Raw genomic sequence first — 17,024 nt, forward strand, 5'->3', positions numbered from 1 at the left:
CGTCGAAGGACTTCCATGAACCCACACGAGTGGCCGCGCACGTGGCAGCCGTCACGACGCGATTTCCTGCGGTCCGCGCTCGTCGCCGCGGGTGCGATCACCGCCGGTGGCGTGCTGTCGTCGTGCTCGAACAGCGTCGACCCGAACGTCACCACGCTCGGGTCACGATTGTCCGACCCCAACTCCAAGCTGGGTGTCGAGGACTTCGTCGCGATGTATCGACAGCAGACCGGGCGACAGCTCGCCGTCAACACCGTCGACTCGACGTCGTTCCAGGAGAACGTCAACAACTACCTCCAGGGCACGCCCGACGACGTCGTCACCTGGATGGGCGGCTATCGGGTGAAGTACTTCGCCGAAAAGGGGTTGGTGGAGGATCTGTCGCCGATCTGGGCGAACCACGGCGGTGGCTTCAACGACAGCTTCCGCGAGAACTCGACCGGCATGGACGGCAAGCAGTACCTGATCCCGTTCTTCTACTACCCATGGGCGGTGTTCTACCGGCCGAGCCTGTGGGCCGAGCGCGGGTACGAGCCCCCGGCGACCTACGACCAGTGGGTAGCGCTGAGCAAGCAGATGCAGGCCGACGGCCTCACCCCGATCGGCTTCGGGGCCCGCGACGGGTGGCCACCGTTCGGAACGTTCGACTATCTGAATCTGCGGCTCAACGGCGTCGAGTTCCACCGAACCCTGCTCGCCGGAGACGTGAGCTGGACCGACAATCGCGTGCGTTCCGTGTTCGACACCTGGCGTGAACTGCTGCCCTTCCACCAGCCGCAGCCGCTGGGCCGCAAGATCGCCGATGCGCAGATGGCGCTGCTGAACAAGAGCGTCGGGTCGCTCGTCGCCGGCATGTTCGTGGCGCAGAGCTTCCCCGCCGGTGCCGAGCGCGACGATCTGGACTTCTTCACCTTCCCCGAACTCGATTCAGCCGTAGGAACATCCACGGTCGAGGCACCGATGGACGGGTTCATGATGCGCACCGACCCGCGCAACCGGCCCGGAGCCGAGGACTTCCTCACCTACATGACCGGCCCCGACCCTGCCGTCGCATACGCGAAGCAGGATCCGCAGGCCATTCCCGCTCACCGTGACGCCGACCTGTCGAGTTTCCCTGCGCTGGTGCGCAAATCGGCTGATCTGGTGCAGAACGCCGAGGAGATCACCCAGTTCTTCGACCGCGATACCCGTCCCGATTTCGCCTCGATCGTCATGATCCCGGCCCTACAACAGTTCATCGGCAACCCCAACGATGTCGACGGCCTGGTACGCAGTATCGAACGCCAGAAGTCGGCGGTGTTCGGAACATGATCGTGCGCAGTGCGATTCGGACCCCATCATCCACTCGACATCGAGATCAGGTAATGCCATGACCGCACCCGAACGGGTCAAGTCGCCGAAGATTCGGCGCAGTGTTCGCGAGAAGTGGACCATCGCGCTCATGCTCGGAGTCCCCGCGCTGATCGTCATCGGTCTCGTCTGGATTCCGACGATCTTCACGGTGATCCTGTCCTTCGCCCGCTGGGACGGCATCGGCGGCACATCGAGCATCGAATGGATCGGCACTCGGAACTACGTCGATGCCGTCGAGGCCTACCCACCGTTCCAACAGGCCCTGCACAACAACGTGCTCTGGCTGGTGTTCCTGTTCCTCGTCCCCACCGTCATCGGCATCCTGCTGGCGATCCTTCTGGACAAGAACCTCAAAGGGTCTCGGCTCTACCAGAGCATCTTCTACATTCCCGTGGTGCTGTCGATGGCTCTCATCGGCTTCATCTGGCAGCTCATCTACTCCACCGAGGGCGGCGTCCTCAACAGCCTGCTGGGCACCGACGTCGACTGGCTCGGCGACCCGGACATCAACATCTGGGCCGTGATGGTCGCCGCCGGGTGGCGTCACACCGGCTACATCATGCTCTTGTACTTGGCCGGCCTCAAGGCCATCGATCCATCCGTCCGCGAAGCCGCGGTGATGGACGGTGCCGGGCCGATCCGCACGTTCTTCAGCGTCATCTTCCCGCTGATGAAGAACACCAATCTGCTCATCGTCGTCATCACCGTCATCGAGGCACTGCGCGCCTTCGACCTGGTCTGGGTGATCAACAGGGGCAGAAACGGTTTGGAACTGATATCGGCGTTGGTCACCGCCAACGTCGTCGGTGAAGCAGGCCGCATCGGCTTCGGCTCGGCCCTGGCGACCGTCATGCTTCTCATCTCTCTCGTCTTCATCGCCCTGTACCTCGCCATCGTTCTTCGGAGCAAAGACTGATGACCACTTCACTCACCCGCACAGCACCGCCCGAGCGCGATCCGTTGACCCGCAACCGCGCCGCCGTCGCCAACCGTCGGCGCGCCGGCACCGCCCAGATCGCCATCTACGTGCTGTTGACCGTCATGGCGCTCGTCTGGATGTTCCCGCTCGTGTGGGCGGTGTACAACTCGTTCCGCGACTACGACTACGTGTTGCTCAACGGATACCTGTCCGTCGGCGGTTATACGTTCAGCAACTACATCGACTCGTGGCAGATCGGCGGAATCCCGCACTACTTCTTCAACTCGCTGATCATCACCGTGCCGTCGGTACTGCTCATCCTGTTCTTCGGCTCGATGGCGGCATTCATCCTGGCCCGCTTCAGCTGGAAGTTCAACATCTTCATGCTCGCGGTGTTCATCGCAGGCAACCTGCTGCCCCAGCAGACATTGCTCACGCCACTGTTCCGTCTGTACAACGCAATTCCCGTTCCGTACTGGATGAGTTCGTCGGGTTCGCTGTACGACAGCTACTGGGGTCTGATCATCGTGCACGTCGCGTTCCAGACCGGATTCTGCGTGTTCGTGCTGAGCAATTACATGAAAACAGTTCCGCACGAGCTGCTCGAGGCCGCCACCGTCGACGGAGCGAGTCTGTTCCGCCAGTACTGGCAGGTGGTCATGCCGCTGTGCCGTCCCGCGCTGGCTGCACTCGCGACACTGATGGTGACATGGATCTACAACGACTTCTTCTGGGCTCTGGCCCTGATGGTCAGTGGCGACAAGCTCCCGGTGACGACGGCGCTGCAGAATCTGCAGGGTAGCTTCTTCACCGACACCAATCTGCTCGCCGCGGGCTCGGTGCTGGTGGCTCTACCGACAGTGCTCGTATTCGTTGCGCTGCAACGCCATTTCGTATCCGGTCTGACGATGGGTGCCAACAAGTGAGTTTTTCCGTCCTTCGCCGTGACGGTGTCATGGTGATTCTCGGCCCGTCGTCCTTCGCCGTTCCGGCCGTGCTGCATTGGGGTACCGATCTGGGCGAGCTGTCCGAGAACGACCTGACCGAGCTGCGCAGGGCCGCGATCCCCGCTGTCCCGCATTCGAGCGTGGATGTGCCCCGGTGGCTCACCCTCGCACCCGGCAGCGACGACGCCTGGCAGGGCACACCGGCTCTGGCATTGCACCGCAATGGGTCGGTGCAGTACCCACGGTGGGGCGACGTCGCTGTTCGCGCCGACGACTTCCGTTGTGAGGTCGAGGCGTCCGACTCCGAGTTGGGAATCGCGTGGTCGATCGAGTTGTCGTTGGAGATCGGTGGCTCACTGCGAGTGCAGCAGAGTGTTCGCAACGTTTCGAATGGACCCTTGACCGTCGACGGTGTCGTGACGCTGATGCCGTTGCCGGACAGTGCAACCGAACTACTCGACCTGACGGGACGGCACTGCCGCGAACGCACCCCCCAGCGGCGACGGTTCGATCACGGCTCGACCGTGCGCACCTCACGACGCGGTAGAACCGGGCACGACGCCACCCTGGTTCTCACCGCCGGTAGTGAAGGCTTCGGCTTTCGCACTGGCGAGGTATGGGGTGCACATGTCGCCTGGAGCGGCGATCACCTGCATCTGGCCGAGCGTCTACCCGAGCGGGCCGGCCAGGCCTCAGGAGTGTTGGGTGGCGGAGAGCTGCTGGCACCCGGCGAGGTGATACTCCAGGACGGCGACACCTACACGACACCGTGGGTGCACTTCGTGTATTCCGATGCAGGGCTGGATGGTTCGGCGCAGTCGCTGCACCGATGGATGCGATCCCGACCCGCACATCCCACTTCGCCGCGACCGGTGGTGTTGAACGTGTGGGAAGGGGTCTACTTCGATCACGATCTCACCCGACTCCGCGGGATCGCCGACGTCGCCGCGCACGTAGGCGTCGAACGATTCGTGCTCGACGACGGATGGTTCCGACACCGCCGCGACGATCGAGCCGGCCTCGGCGACTGGCAGGTGGACGAGGGCGTCTGGCCCAACGGACTGGCACCGCTGTTCGATCACGTTCGTGAACTCGGTATGAGTCCAGGACTGTGGTTCGAGCCCGAGATGGTCAACCTGGATTCCGACATCGCTCGGGCGCATCCGGATTGGCTGCTCGCGGCACCCGGGCGACTACCCCTCGAATGGCGTCACCAGCACGTGCTCGATCTGACCCGCCCGGAGGTGTTCGAGTATCTGCTCTCGGCCCTCGATACCGTGCTGACGAACGAGCGGCCCGACTACGTGAAGTGGGACCACAACCGGGACCTGATGCTGGCGGTCGATTCCGACGGACGCGCTGCGGTGCATGCCCAGACCTCGGCGTTCTATCGGCTGTTGGACGCGTTGCGTTCGCGGCATCCCCACGTCGAATTCGAGTCCTGTGCATCCGGCGGTGCCCGCATCGACCTCGAGGTCCTCGAACACACCGACCGCGTATGGGCGTCGGACACCAACGATCCACTCGAACGTCAAAGGTTGCAGCGGTGGACGACGCAGTTGCTGCCTCCGGAGCTGATCGGCTCGCACGTCGGTCCGCAGATCGCGCACACGTCCGGTCGGTGGTCGACTCTTCAGTTCCGTTGCTTGACATCACTGTTCGGTCACGCCGGATTGGAGATGGACGTCACCGAGCTGGCGGCGGAAGATCACGAATACCTGCGGTCGTGGACTGCGCTGTACAAGGAATTGCGCGGACTGCTTCACACCGGCAACGTGGTACGCGCCGACCATCCCGACCCGAGTGTCTGGGTGCACGGCGTCGTGGCTGCGGACTGCTCGGAGGCCGCGTACGCAGTGGTGCGAATGGACACCTCGCCCGAGGACCGCACCGATCGGGTTCGGCTTCCGGGCCTCGATCCGGCCGTGCGGTATCGCGTCGAATTCGTTCATGCACTGAGTGATTCCGGCAACGGGATCGAGCTACCACCGTGGATCGCCGACGGCGGAGTGGTCGAGCTGTCGGGTTCGATGCTGGCTCGGGCAGGTGTGGCACTACCGGTGCTGTTCCCGCAGACCGGGGTATTGCTCAGGGTGCAAGCCGTCTGAACTGTGAATCGGCTCCTCAGTTCTGGATTTCCGACTGCGATCAGAGGATGGAATCCGAATCCGAGGAGCCGATTCGCCGCTTCAGTCCCAATTCACCCGGGACGCCATGCTCAGCAGCTTTGCTCGACGCGTTTCGTTCGTTTCGCCCATCCGGGCGATGCGTCCGTAGACGTGAGCTCGGAAGTCGTTGTGGTCATGCAGGTTCTGCTCGGCTGGTCCGGTGCTGATGCAGTTGTGCAGCAGTGCCCGGAGAGTGTCGTACTCCTCTCGGGGCACCGCCGGCCACGAGTTGACGACGAGCCCGGTCAGCTGTTGTCGCTGATGCGCGCGCCTGACCCTGGTCTTGTCGGGATGAATCGTGAAGCCTTCGTCGTGGGCGATCTGAGAAATCAGCCACAGCAGTCTGTCCACGTCGATGTCTGGCCCACCGGAAAACGCCAGATCGTCGGCGTATCGGCTGTAGCGGGCACCGACGGACCGGGCAAGCCCGGTGGCTCGGATATCGAGTGGTCGCGCAGCCAGATTCGCCAACGCAGGTGACGTAGGCGCTCCCTGCGGCAGGTGGGTGGCGCGAAGCCGCGCCGCCGTGGGACGGTCCACGCCGACCAACTCACGTGCCGGGGTCACCGTGGTACAGAGCGCGGCGAGATTCGCCGCGACTGTCCGCGGATATCCCACGGCCTCGAAGATCGCGACCACTCGATCGAATCCGATGGACGGAAAGAAGCGTCGAAGATCCACCGAGATCACCACGTCGCGTTCGGAATGCGACATCGCGAATGTACGCGGACTGCGCGCTTTCGCGAAGCCGTGCGCCGCCGGATGAGCCGGGATCCGATCGAGGATGCGGCGCAGTATTTTTCGTTGAATTTCCCGTAGACGTGGTTTCGGCACCTCGAGCAGTCGGATGCCCTGACGCTTGTCGAGCCGTGCAGATCGATAGTGCTGCAACGGGAACGGCGCAGTGCGAAGCCTGCCCTGCAGATCGGCGAACCATTCGATTTCGGAGATCGTCAGGTCCAGCGACCGCGCGAGCTGACCGGTGGTCTCGTACCGCGGTACCTCGAATCGCCAGGGCTTGTCACTGTTGCGCGTCGGTCTCTGTGACGACACCGACGGCTCCGGAATGAACGGAAGGTCGCGCAGCAGAACGAAAATCGATGCCTCGTCGAACGGCGGACTCGGATACAGATTGATGACCCGATCCGCCAACCACGTCGCTTTGGCCGGGACGAGTGGCTCGAACGCCTCCGCGAGTCCGGATCGCGTCCACTCGGCATCCGCAGCCAGGCGCGCCAGCGTCGCGGCCGCCTGTGGGGTCAATTCGCGTTCGGTCACAGGCGGTCGTCGATCGGATGCAGTGCCGTGGAATTCAACGCCGTGACATGCAACGGCGCGGGGCGACCGAAATCTTTCGTCCTCGGAGCTGCCAAGCACGCGGAGCGTGCAGACCAGCTTCGGACGCAGTGCTCGATTCTCGTGATGTACCCAGGGGTTACCCCTGAGACCGGTCCCGCGGACCAACTCTCGCCCACGCGCCGCTGCATCCCTCCACCATGCCAAAGGGACGCAGATCTGTCAGCGCGTTGCCCGCAGGACCGTCACGGAAGAAGAGACTCGACTTCGCCCATGAGGTCGGAGATCTGCGGCCGAATCTGCTGGTTCACCAGCGTCCACCGCGCGCGACTACCCGCCGATCGACTGCGATTCCGAACGCCGAGGTTCGCAGCGAAGGTACTGGAACCGACAAGAGCCGGGCTGCGTCCAAGGACGTAGACGTCCGCTAGAAATGGGTGAGGCAATGCGTAGGGCACGACGATGGATGCCGGCGATGGCGGTGCTGGTGATCGCCGCGGGCTGCTCGAACACCACCGATGATGACGCCGTCGCCGACGCGACATCAAGTGGGGCGGCCAGTACGACCAACCCCGCGCCGACGCCCTGGGACCCCTGCACCATCCCCGACGAGGCCATCGAACGAGCGGGATTGAACGTGGACACCAAGGAGTCCGGGGTGTTCGGGCGGGATCAGAATGGATTCAAGATCTGTGGCTGGGAGAGCCAGCCATCGGATAGCAAGTACTACTTCTCGATATTCGTCGGATTGGAAGGTATCGACTACATCGACGATCCGAGCAAGTTCGACCGACTCCAGTCCGTCCGAGTGGGAACACGCGACGCCACTCAATATCAGCAGGTCGGTGCAGATGCGTCCCTCAATTGTGGCGCTGCCTTCACTGCTGGGACAGAACTGATCATGACGACATTGAACACGAGCGCATTGGTCGATCTCGTACCGTACGACCCTTGCACTGAACTCAGCGAACTCACCGCCAGCCTCGATTCCGAGCTACCCGACTAGACCTGCAATCCGAGGATGTTCAGACTATGACCGACGCCGATCCGAACCTCATCGCCCACTGGCAGGGCCTCAACGCTCAAGCGGAAGCCGGGATGATCACCATTCCAGCCGATGTGGCCGCGAAATGCGACGCCGCTTGCGTCACTTACCTCGAGCATCTCGACAAGATGAAGATCGACGCGAAAAAGCTGGCCGTAGTCGCTTCCTGGGGTGACTTACCTTCCGCGCAGGCGCTGCGTGACAAGTTCCTCGCGAAAGCCACCGGCACCGATCGATCACTCGACGTGATTCTTCAGCAGCACATCGACGTCATCGAATCGATGCGGATGCTCTTTCGTCGCTACTTCGACGAGACCGAGGCCACCGACACTCGGACGTCGGCCAACATCACCGCACTCGCTCCGGGAAGCTAGCAGCGCAACACTTTTCGATGGACTTCGACCTCGCGTTTGTCGTTGTCCAGTCGCCGCTCGACCGGCAGATAGCCGAGTGAACGCCACCATCCGATGCTCTCGACCATGCTGACCATCGGACCCACGAACACATGGGTCCACCCCTGCGCCGCAAGCCTGCGCTCGAGCTCCGCCAGCACCGGATTCGCCACACGATCGTGGCCCTCGTCCGCGTCGACGATCAGACTCCCCACCCATGGCTGTCCCTCGCGCGGATGCGGAACAAGCAACGTCATTACTCCCACGATTCGTTCTGCTACACGAATCACCAGGCAGTGGGAGTTCTCCATAACCGTGTTGTGCCACAGGAACTTCTCGACATCCTCCGTGGTGAATGCGGTGACACCGGTGTGCAACGTACTCGCGTCGAGGAGCTCGGGATTGCTGTTGAACACCGCCAGGAAGTCCTCAGGACCATCGCTGCCCTCGACCTCCCGGACCGCATACGAACCCACGTCGAATCCGATTTCCATCACGCCACGATAAGTCCACTACCCAATCCACGCCCTTCATCGTCATTCACGCCCGCTCCAGGCGGTGTGAATCCCCACGAGGGGCGTGAATCCGCGCGCAAGCACTTCTGGCAAGCGATGCGTTTGCAGGCAGATACCCGCAAGACGGTCGTGCTTCGCAACCCCTACCTCGAAGAGGCGTCGACGCCAACCTGCCACGGTCCGAAGCCGAAGTCGCTGCAGCTCGAGTCGACTTCTGCTGGTCCCTGGGAAGAATCAGCCTCCGTGCGCCTCGACGGCCACGGGCTGCCATTCGCGCCAGTTGGCCAGTCGCGACTCGTAGTCCTTCGTCGCGATCTGCAGTGGTGCGTCGCCGAAAAAGACTCGCAGCGGCGGCTTTTCGGCGTCGACGACCTTGAGCAGTGCCGACCGTGTTGCACTCGGATCACCGGGAGTCGCCTGCCGGGCACTGCGCAGCTTCGCAGCCTTGTCTCGAATCGAGTCGTACGCGGCGATGTCGGTCGACTTCTTCGCGGACGGGCCGGACCAGTCGGTGGAGAAACCACCCGGCTCGATCAATGTCACATGGATGCCGAAGTCCTCGACCTCCTGCGCCAATGCCTGACTGAATCCTTCGAGGGCCCATTTGGAGGCGTGGTACGCACCGACGTTCGGGAACGCGGAGATTCCGCCGATGGACGACACCTGCAGGATGTGGCCACTCCCCTGCTCACGCATGAACGGCAGGGCCGCCTGCGTCACCCACAGCGCACCGAAGACGTTGGTCTCGATCTGCGCGCGGGCATCTTCCTCGGAGAGTTCCTCGATCATGCCGAACTGGCCGTAGCCGGCGTTGTTGACGACGATGTCGAGCGAACCGAACTTGTCGTAGGCCTGCTGCACAGCCGCGAAGTCGGCCGCGCGATCGTTCACGTCCAGTTCGATCGGCAGGATGGCGTCGCCGTACTGCTCCACCAGGTCCTTCAATGTGTCGGTGTTGCGGGCGGTGGCCGCTACCCGGTCACCGCGCTCGAGCGCTGCGATCGTCCACTCACGACCGAAGCCCTTGGAGGTGCCGGTGATGAACCATGTCTTCGCTGCCATGAATCTCGTCCCTTCGCTACACGGACAGAAGTAGGGACGACGCCCGCTGCAAACGCCTCTCGGCGAGTGGTCGCTCGAAGCGACAAATGGGGTGAGGCCCGGGGCTTGCCAAGCGGACGCCGTCAGGGGTTCCAACGAGACACCCCCGCCGACTATTCCCCACCCGTCAGCTGTGTTCGGTGATCATCACTGCCATGGTGTTCGGCTCCAACGCTTCGAAGATATGCGGCACATCGCCGGGGTAGGCCACGTAATCGCCCGGAGCCAGCTCGACGGCCTCGCCGAGCGGCCCGACCATGGCTCGTCCCGCGCTGAGCACCACGTGCTCGACGACACCCGGCGAATGCGGATCCGAACGCCTAGGTTCGCCGACGTCCGCGCTGATCAAGTAGATGTCTCGGCGGGCGTTCGGCGGAGACGACGCCAGCAGGGTGGCCGTATAGTCCGCTCTGTCCGACGCGAATCTCGGCCCCTCCCCCGCACGGATCAGGCGGACCGACTGCTTCGCGGGCTCGACCAGCCTGGAGAACGGCACGTCCAGCGTGACGCTGAGTGCCCACAGAGTCTCCAGGCTCGGATTTCCGGTACCCGATTCCAGTTGCGACAAAGTCGATTTGGCGATGCCGGCACGGCGGGCGACTTCTGCGAGAGACAGGCCGACGCGTCGTCGCTCCTGCTGGAGAGCGGCAGCGATGGCCGCAATCGGTGGACCGGTATCCGCCATTCGTTCACTCCATCGGTACGTCCGTTTGATTTGACGAACAGACTAACAGGGTCCACTATAACGACCATGCGTTCGACATGGCGAACCCTGCAGGGGGTCAACATCCGCGACATTGCGTTGGTCTGCTTGGCCGACGCCTTGGTCGGGGCATCGTTCGGTGCCATCTCCGTAGCCGCGGGCCTGCCACTGTGGCTTCCGGTCGTGATGTCACTGGTGGTCTTCGCGGGCTCGTCCCAGTTCATCTTCGTCGGAATTCTGGCGGCCGGAGGAAATCCCGTTGCTGCTGTGGCCAGCGCGTTGCTCGCCAACATCCGACTGGTTCCGCTCGGCTTCTCCATCGGCGAGGTGTTTCGGAACGTCGCACCACTGAAGCGGCTACTCGGCACTCACCTCATCACCGACGAGGCGGTGGCCTTCAGCGTGGCCGAACACGACGAGGGCAGCCGTCGAACAGCGTTCTGGGTGTGCGGGATCGGACTGTTCGTCACCTGGAACATCGGCGTGGCGATCGGCACCCTTGGCGGTGGAGCGATCAGCGATACCGCCGCACTCGGTCTCGATGCCGCATTCCCGGCGATTCTGCTGGGACTGATCATGCCTGCGCTCCGAGACCGGGCCACCCGCAACGCAGCCCTCGCCGGAGCGTGCATTGCGCTCGTCGCGTCGATGTTCCTGCCCAGCGGACTACCCGTTCTCCTGGCACTGATCGCCGTCGTACCGGCCATGTTCTCCAATACCCCTGCCGCACAGAAGGAATCCGCATGAACCTCACGATTCCCCTGCTCGCGTTGATCATCGGCACCTACGCCCTCCGCATCGCCGGCCCGGCACTCCGAACCCGAGTCACCATCTCCCCTCGCATGGACAAGGTGATGACCACCGCAGTCGCCGTGATCTTCGTGGCACTGGTCGCCACCTCGACGCTCCTCGTAGGCAAGGACTTCGCCGGATTCGCGTTACCCGCAGGAGTAGCTGTCGCTGCCGTACTCGCCTGGCGACGAGCGCCGTTCGTGGTCATCGTTCTCGCCGCAGCCGCCACCACTGCGGGGCTTCGATGGGTCGGCGTCGCCTGAGTCTGCAACACTGGGTTGGTGTCCGAGTCCCCTGTTCAGTCCGTCGATCGCGCGATCGAGGTGCTCGAATACCTTGCCGACCACGGTGAATCCGGTGTGCAGGACGTTGCGGCGCACCTCGAAGTGCACAAGTCCACGGCGTTTCGCCTGCTCAGCGCACTGGAGTTTCGCCGACTCGTCGAACAACCAGGCGAGCGCGGCAAGTATCGCCTCGGCATCGGTTTGATCCGCCTCGCCACGTCGGTATCCGCGCAACTCGACATCACCCGCATCGCCCGACCGATCCTGCAGGAACTCGCCGACACCATCGGCGAGACCGTCAACATCGCTGTGCCGGACGGCAACGTCACCGTCAATATCGATCAGGTCCGCGGCGGTTCGTCGATCATCAGTCACAACTGGCTCGGCGAGAGATCTGCCCTGCATGCGACGTCCAGCGGGAAAGCACTGATGGCGTACGACGACTCGCTTCTGAAGGCCGGAGTCGACGGTCATCTCGAACTGTTCACCGCCAACACCATCACCACCAAGACCGATCTGCTCGACGAGATCGAGACGGTCCGGTCCACCGGAATCGCCTACGCGCGCGAGGAGTTGGAGATCGGACTGAACGCGACAGCGGCCACCATCCTCAGCTACGACGGCTCCGCGGTGGGTGCGATCACCGTCTCGGGCCCCGCCTACCGACTGGACGAGGACCGCCTCACCGCGGCAGGGGTGTCCGTTCTCGCTGCTGCACAGCGCGTCTCGACGCTATTGGGTTGGTCCGGCCAAGCGTGATCCGACCCAGTCGTGAAACGCCCTGATGTGATGCTCCGCCGGCACCAGCACGCCGCCGTCGCGATACATCCGTGACGACATCGCCGGCTGGCACCGCTCGCACGCCTCGAAGTCCTGCTCGTTGACGCGATGGAACAGCTCCACACTCTTGTCCATCGTCGCCGCGCTGTGCGGATCTGCCACGACTGCAGGGGCATAGAGCCAATCGCATTCGACGACCGTTCGATCGACGGACATCGGGAACATGCGATGGATGATGACGTGGTCGGGAACCAGGTTGACGAACACCGTCGGCCTGATCGTGATGGCGTAGTACCGTCGATCCCGATCCTCCCCTACCCCGTCGAGGGCGTCGAATCCGTGGGAGCCGTCGACGGTGAAGCCGGCTATGTCACTGCCGAACTCTGCACCGTGCCCCACGTACGTCTGTGCTGCCATGCCGTCGGCGAACTCGGGTAGCACCTCGGTGAGCTCGGGATGAATCGTGGCGCAGTGGTAGCACTCCATGAAGTTCTCGACGATGAGCTTCCAGTTGGCCTTGACGTCGTAGACGATCCGGCGCCCGAGGGCGAGTGATTCCACGTCGTACGAATCGATGGCACCCACACCTCCGAGTCGTTCGCGAACGTCGCCCTGCACCGTGTCCTCGAACGACGGGGCCTCCTCGGCAACGCACACCCAGACGTATCCGAGCCATTCCCGGACATGCACCTTCCGGAGCCCGTACTCCACCCGATCGATCATCGGCATATCGATCAGGTTCGGAGCTGCGATCAGCTTGCCGTCGAGATCGTACGTCCATGCGTGATAGGGACATTGAAAGTTTCGACGCACCGTGCCAGACGCCTCGGTGCACAGAGTCGCGCCGCGATGTCGGCAGATGTTGAAGAACGCGGTCACGCCGCCCTTCCGATTGCGGCTGACCAGGATCGACTCTCGACCGACCTGAACCGTGCGGAATTTTCCGGGCTCTGCGATGTCGTCCGATCTGACGGCGCAGAACCACATCTGCTCGAAGATCTGCTCCTGCTCGCGAACGAAATATGCTGGATCGACGTATGTTTCGCCGCCCAACGTCGGGAGCAGAGTGGGCTGCAGTTCGGGATCGACCATGGTCATGCCGACACCGCGCATCTCGCCGGGTCGAACAGCGCTATCGGGTGTGACGTGGCCCCGTCGATCGCGAGGTCGGCCAGAACCTCTCCGATGACGGGAACGAACTTGAACCCGTGGCCCGAGAACCCGCACGCCACGGTGACATTGGCGTGGTCCGGATGCTTCGCCAGTACGAAATGCTCGTCCGGCGTCGTGGTGTACATGCAGGTCCTCGCATCCAGGTGTGGTCCCGACAGTGCCGGGAACGTGGTGACGATGCGCTCCTGCAGTCGAGCGATCTCTTCGGGATGCACTGTGCGGTCGATGGTGTCGGGATCACACGGTGTCCCGGCGCGGAAGAAGGAGATCTTCACGCCGCCGCCGTCCCCGTCGATGGCCGGAAAGCCGTAGATCTGATCCGGCCCGTCCCCGCAGATGTAGACGGGGTGGTGCGAGCTGTCGAAGGCCGCTTCGCCCTGTTCCGGGGTGACCCAGTGCATCACCTGCCGTTCGACCACCAGCGGTACGCCGATCTCGGCCAACAGCTGCGGTGCCCACGCTCCCGGTGAAATGACCAGTGCTCCAGCGGTGTACGTTCCTGCCACCGTGGTCACGGTCACCGAGGAGTCGGTGGATTCCCAACCGAGCACCTTCTCGTCGTAGCGCAGTTCGGCACCGGCAGCCTCGGCGAGATCGAGATGTGCGGCCACCGTCGTCTCCGGTCGCGCGATGCCCGCCTTCTCCTCGAACAGGGCGAACTCGTCGGACCTGAGTCGGACCGTCGGGAAGCGTCGCTGCGCCTCGGCAGGGTCGAGTACGTCGTGCTTCAGACCCCACTTCTCCGACGCCCGAAGGCTTCCGCCGAACGTGAGCCCGTCGGGCCTTCCCACATAGAGGCCACCGGTTTCGGTGAACACATCGCGCCCACTGTCCGCGGCGAGGTCGTGCCACAGTTCGTACGCGCGCAGGAGCAACGGCACGTAGGCCGGATCCTCGAAGTACGACTGCCGGTAGATGCGGGAGCCGCCGTGACTCGATCCCAGCGCATGCGCCGGTCCGAATTGGTCGATACCCAGCACCCGCTGCCCGCGTCGGGCGAGGTGACAGGCGGCGGCGCTACCCATGCCGCCGATACCGAGGACGATCACGTCATACGTCATATCAACACCTGATCTTGTTCATGTCGGGATCCACCAGCGGTTCGGCCATGACCGTCGCGGGTAGTAGGTCTCGGAAGTACTGCACTGCAACATGATCACCGGGTTGCAGCCCTGCCGGTAGCCAGGCGTAGGCCACCGTCCTGCCGACCGTGTATCCGTACGCGGCGCTGGTCACGTACCCGACCACGGTGCCGTCGCGCAGTACCGGTTCCTTACCCATCACCACGTGAGACGGGTCGTCCAACGTCAGGCAGGTCAGCACCGGGCCGTCGCCTCCTTCGTGCAGCGCCGAGGCTCCGACGAAGTCACCCTTGGCCTTTCGTACCGCAAACCCGAGCCCCGCCTGATACGGATCGTGTTCGGTGGTCATGTCGGTACCCCACGACCGGTAGCCCTTCTCCAGTCGGAGACTGTTGAACGCACTGCGCCCTGCGGCCACGACGCCGTGCGCCTGCCCGGCCTCCCACAGGGTGTCCCACAGGCGCAGTGCGGTATCGGCATCGGTGTACAGCTCCCAGCCGAGCTCTCCGACGTACGACAGTCGCAGCGCCAGGACGTCGATCCCGCCGACATGAATGGTCCTGCCGTTGAAATACTTCAGCCCTGTGTGCGAGATGTCGGCCGAGGTGAGCGGAGCCAGTACCTTCCGCGCCGACGGTCCCCAGAGCCCGATACAGGCAGTGGCACCGGTGATGTCGCGAACGTACACGTCACTGCCGGCATGACGCAGCATCCAGTCCTCGTCGAGCGGACCGTTCACTCCCACTTGGAACCGATCCTCGGCAACTCGGGCGACGGTCACATCGCTGCGAACACCACCGGTCGCGTCGAGCATCAGTGCGTAGGTGACGCTGCCGACCTTCTTGTCGAGCTGGTTGGTCGTCAACTTCTGCAGCAGCGCGAGCGCACCGGGTCCGCCGACCTCGAGGCGTCGCAGCGGCGTCATGTCGTACATCGCCACCGCCTCGCGGGTGCGCCAGGCCTCGACGGCGCTGATCGGTGACCAGAACTTCGCCGACCACGGCTCTCGCTTCGGTGCCTGCCACTGTTCCGGAAGTTGTTCGAGCAGAACGCTGTTCGACTCGTACCAGTGCGGTCGCTCCCAGCCGGCACCGTCGAGGAACATCGCGCCGAGCTCCTGCTGACGACCGTAGAACGGGCTGACGCGGAGCGGTCGCGGTTCCACCTTGGGCTGCAGTGGGTGGATGATGTCGTACACCTCGACGAAGTTCTGCGCACTGGTGCGCGCCACGTTCGACGGCACCAGGTCGGTCTTCTCGAATCGGTAGAGGTCGCACTCGTGCATGTCGATCTCGCTGTGCCCGGTGATCATCTGCTCGGCGAGCGATTTCGCGACGCCGGCAGAATGCGTCACCCAGATCGCCTCGGAGACCCAGAGCCCCTGCACTTCTCGTGATTCTCCGACGATCGGCGCGCCGTCGGGTGTGAAGGAGAAGATGCCGTTGAACGCGTGCTGTATTTTCGCGTGTTCGAGCGTGGGAAGGAGCTCGGTGCTGCGCTGCCAGGCGTCGGCGAAATCGGCTTCGGTGAACGGCATCGACGACGGCATGTTCTGCGCGGTCACGTTCTCACTGGAACCGAGTTCGCGAGAATCGACGGGCATGGGACGGTGGTGGTACGAGCCTATTCCCAGGTGATCGCCGTGTTCGCGGTAGTAGAGCCGCTCGTCCTGATGACGGAGGATGGGCAGAACCGCTTCGGTACGAGCTCGACGCGACGGTAGGTCCAACTCGGTCGTGTGCGCGTACTGATGCGCCAGGGGCTGTAGCGGCACCGTCATACCGAGAAGCTCGCCCAGCTCCGGCCCCCAGAATCCGGCGCAGCAGACGACGATATCGGCCTCGAAGGTGTGCTCGCCCGCCCGCACGGCCGTGACTCGACCGTTGCTCCGGTCGATCGACGTGACGTCCATGCCGCCGATGAAGCGCGCACCGCGGGCGGTGGCCTGCTCGGCCTGCGTCGCGCTGGCCTTGACGGCCTTGGCCAGTCCGTCGTCGGGGGTGTGCAGGCCGGCGAGTATGCGGCCGCGATCGAGCAGGGGGTAGAGCTCGAGGCACCGTTCGGCGTCCACCACCTCCGACTGCAGTCCCCAGGACGTGGCGAAACCGTGGCGTCGATGCAGTTCGTCGACGCGCTCGGGCGTCGTCGCCACCTCGAGGCCACCGACGTCGAGGAAGCAATCGAGGCTCTTGAACTTGGCGGCCGTGTAGGCCGCGAAGCGCGACATCGATCGGGACGAATTGGTGGCGAACACCAGGCCCGGCGCATGCGAGGTGGAACCTCCGGTGAGCGGTAGCGGGCCCTTGTCCAGGACGGTCACGTCCGTCCAGCCGCGCGCGGTGAGTTCGTCGGCGAGGCTGCAGCCGACGATTCCGGCACCGACGATCACAACCCTCGGGATGCTCGAGGACATGACACGCTCCTAGGGGGTGTACGCCGAGTTGATTTAGTTGCACAATACGAACTGCACTTCG

General features: G+C 63.7%; 16 protein-coding genes. 9 read left to right on the forward strand and 7 right to left on the reverse strand.

What is annotated here, in order from left to right; genetic code table 11:
• Positions 1 to 15 precede the first annotated feature (15 nt).
• From CH276_RS09050 to CH276_RS09065, 4 genes are read left to right on the forward strand one after another with little or no spacing between them, the layout of a single operon-like run.
• The gene (locus tag CH276_RS09050) at positions 16 to 1,311 is read left to right on the forward strand and encodes an ABC transporter substrate-binding protein (RefSeq protein WP_094628904.1); all 1,296 of its coding nucleotides are present in this window, start codon (positions 16 to 18) and stop codon (positions 1,309 to 1,311) included.
• A gap of 58 nt (positions 1,312 to 1,369) precedes the next feature.
• Positions 1,370 to 2,269 carry a carbohydrate ABC transporter permease gene (locus tag CH276_RS09055; RefSeq protein ID WP_045197906.1) on the forward strand — a complete coding sequence of 300 codons (900 nt, stop codon included), beginning with the start codon at positions 1,370 to 1,372 and terminating at the stop codon, positions 2,267 to 2,269.
• Complete coding sequence (locus CH276_RS09060) at positions 2,269 to 3,198, forward strand: carbohydrate ABC transporter permease (RefSeq protein WP_082073862.1); 930 nt, start codon at positions 2,269 to 2,271, stop codon at positions 3,196 to 3,198. Before CH276_RS09055 ends, CH276_RS09060 begins: the two co-directional genes overlap by 1 nt.
• Complete coding sequence (locus tag CH276_RS09065) at positions 3,195 to 5,327, forward strand: alpha-galactosidase (protein WP_094628906.1); 2,133 nt, start codon at positions 3,195 to 3,197, stop codon at positions 5,325 to 5,327. The genes CH276_RS09060 and CH276_RS09065 overlap by 4 nt, the downstream gene beginning before the upstream one ends.
• 81 nt (positions 5,328 to 5,408) lie before the next feature.
• Here CH276_RS09065 and CH276_RS09070 read toward each other — a convergent pair whose 3' ends face one another.
• Positions 5,409 to 6,665 carry a reverse transcriptase family protein gene (locus CH276_RS09070; protein ID WP_094628908.1) on the reverse strand — a complete coding sequence of 419 codons (1,257 nt, stop codon included), beginning with the start codon at positions 6,663 to 6,665 and terminating at the stop codon, positions 5,409 to 5,411.
• 463 nt (positions 6,666 to 7,128) lie between these two features.
• On the opposite strand from CH276_RS09070, the gene CH276_RS09075 reads away from it, so the two are divergent.
• Together CH276_RS09075 and CH276_RS09080 are read left to right on the forward strand one after the other, a co-directional pair.
• A complete protein-coding gene (locus CH276_RS09075; RefSeq protein ID WP_254923851.1) occupies positions 7,129 to 7,689 on the forward strand; it encodes a DUF3558 family protein in 561 nt (186 codons plus the stop codon).
• Between the two features lie 26 nt (positions 7,690 to 7,715).
• Positions 7,716 to 8,102, forward strand: coding sequence for a hypothetical protein (locus CH276_RS09080; RefSeq protein WP_094628910.1), 387 nt, complete (start codon positions 7,716 to 7,718; stop codon positions 8,100 to 8,102).
• Here CH276_RS09080 and CH276_RS09085 read toward each other — a convergent pair.
• The 3 genes from CH276_RS09085 to CH276_RS09095 all read right to left on the reverse strand — a co-directional run bounded on the left by CH276_RS09085 (position 8,099) and on the right by CH276_RS09095 (position 10,421).
• Positions 8,099 to 8,614, reverse strand: coding sequence for a hypothetical protein (locus CH276_RS09085; protein ID WP_094628912.1), 516 nt, complete (start codon positions 8,612 to 8,614; stop codon positions 8,099 to 8,101). The genes CH276_RS09080 and CH276_RS09085 overlap by 4 nt on opposite strands.
• A 255-nt stretch (positions 8,615 to 8,869) precedes the next feature.
• Entirely contained in the window at positions 8,870 to 9,697 is an 828-nt protein-coding gene (locus CH276_RS09090) for an SDR family oxidoreductase (protein WP_094628914.1), read from the reverse strand.
• Between the two features lie 166 nt (positions 9,698 to 9,863).
• Positions 9,864 to 10,421: a helix-turn-helix domain-containing protein gene (locus tag CH276_RS09095; RefSeq protein ID WP_032397072.1), complete on the reverse strand. Its 558-nt coding sequence runs from the start codon at positions 10,419 to 10,421 to the stop codon at positions 9,864 to 9,866.
• A 66-nt stretch (positions 10,422 to 10,487) separates the two neighbouring features.
• Between CH276_RS09095 and CH276_RS09100 the strand changes: the two genes are divergently transcribed.
• The 3 genes from CH276_RS09100 to CH276_RS09110 are packed head-to-tail and all read left to right on the forward strand — an operon-like array spanning position 10,488 to position 12,274.
• Positions 10,488 to 11,186, forward strand: a complete 699-nt coding sequence (locus CH276_RS09100) for an AzlC family ABC transporter permease (protein ID WP_032397071.1) — start codon at positions 10,488 to 10,490, stop codon at positions 11,184 to 11,186.
• The gene (locus tag CH276_RS09105; protein ID WP_045197890.1) at positions 11,183 to 11,494 is read left to right on the forward strand and encodes an AzlD domain-containing protein; all 312 of its coding nucleotides are present in this window, start codon (positions 11,183 to 11,185) and stop codon (positions 11,492 to 11,494) included. The genes CH276_RS09100 and CH276_RS09105 overlap by 4 nt, the downstream gene beginning before the upstream one ends.
• An 18-nt stretch (positions 11,495 to 11,512) precedes the next feature.
• Positions 11,513 to 12,274 carry an IclR family transcriptional regulator gene (locus tag CH276_RS09110; RefSeq protein WP_045200699.1) on the forward strand — a complete coding sequence of 254 codons (762 nt, stop codon included), beginning with the start codon at positions 11,513 to 11,515 and terminating at the stop codon, positions 12,272 to 12,274.
• On the opposite strand, the gene CH276_RS09115 is transcribed toward CH276_RS09110, so the two are convergent.
• From CH276_RS09115 to CH276_RS09125, 3 genes are read right to left on the reverse strand one after another with little or no spacing between them, the layout of a single operon-like run.
• Positions 12,248 to 13,393 carry an aromatic ring-hydroxylating oxygenase subunit alpha gene (locus CH276_RS09115; RefSeq protein WP_045200696.1) on the reverse strand — a complete coding sequence of 382 codons (1,146 nt, stop codon included), beginning with the start codon at positions 13,391 to 13,393 and terminating at the stop codon, positions 12,248 to 12,250. The genes CH276_RS09110 and CH276_RS09115 overlap by 27 nt on opposite strands.
• Entirely contained in the window at positions 13,390 to 14,529 is a 1,140-nt protein-coding gene (gene solA / locus CH276_RS09120) for an N-methyl-L-tryptophan oxidase (RefSeq protein ID WP_094628916.1), read from the reverse strand. The genes CH276_RS09115 and solA overlap by 4 nt, the downstream gene beginning before the upstream one ends.
• 1 nt (position 14,530) lies before the next feature.
• Entirely contained in the window at positions 14,531 to 16,963 is a 2,433-nt protein-coding gene (locus tag CH276_RS09125; RefSeq protein WP_094628918.1) for a GcvT family protein, read from the reverse strand.
• Between the last annotated feature and the right edge of the window lie 61 nt (positions 16,964 to 17,024).

It is taken from the genome of Rhodococcus sp. 06-470-2 (assembly GCF_002258235.1).
GTDB lineage: Bacteria > Actinomycetota > Actinomycetes > Mycobacteriales > Mycobacteriaceae > Rhodococcoides.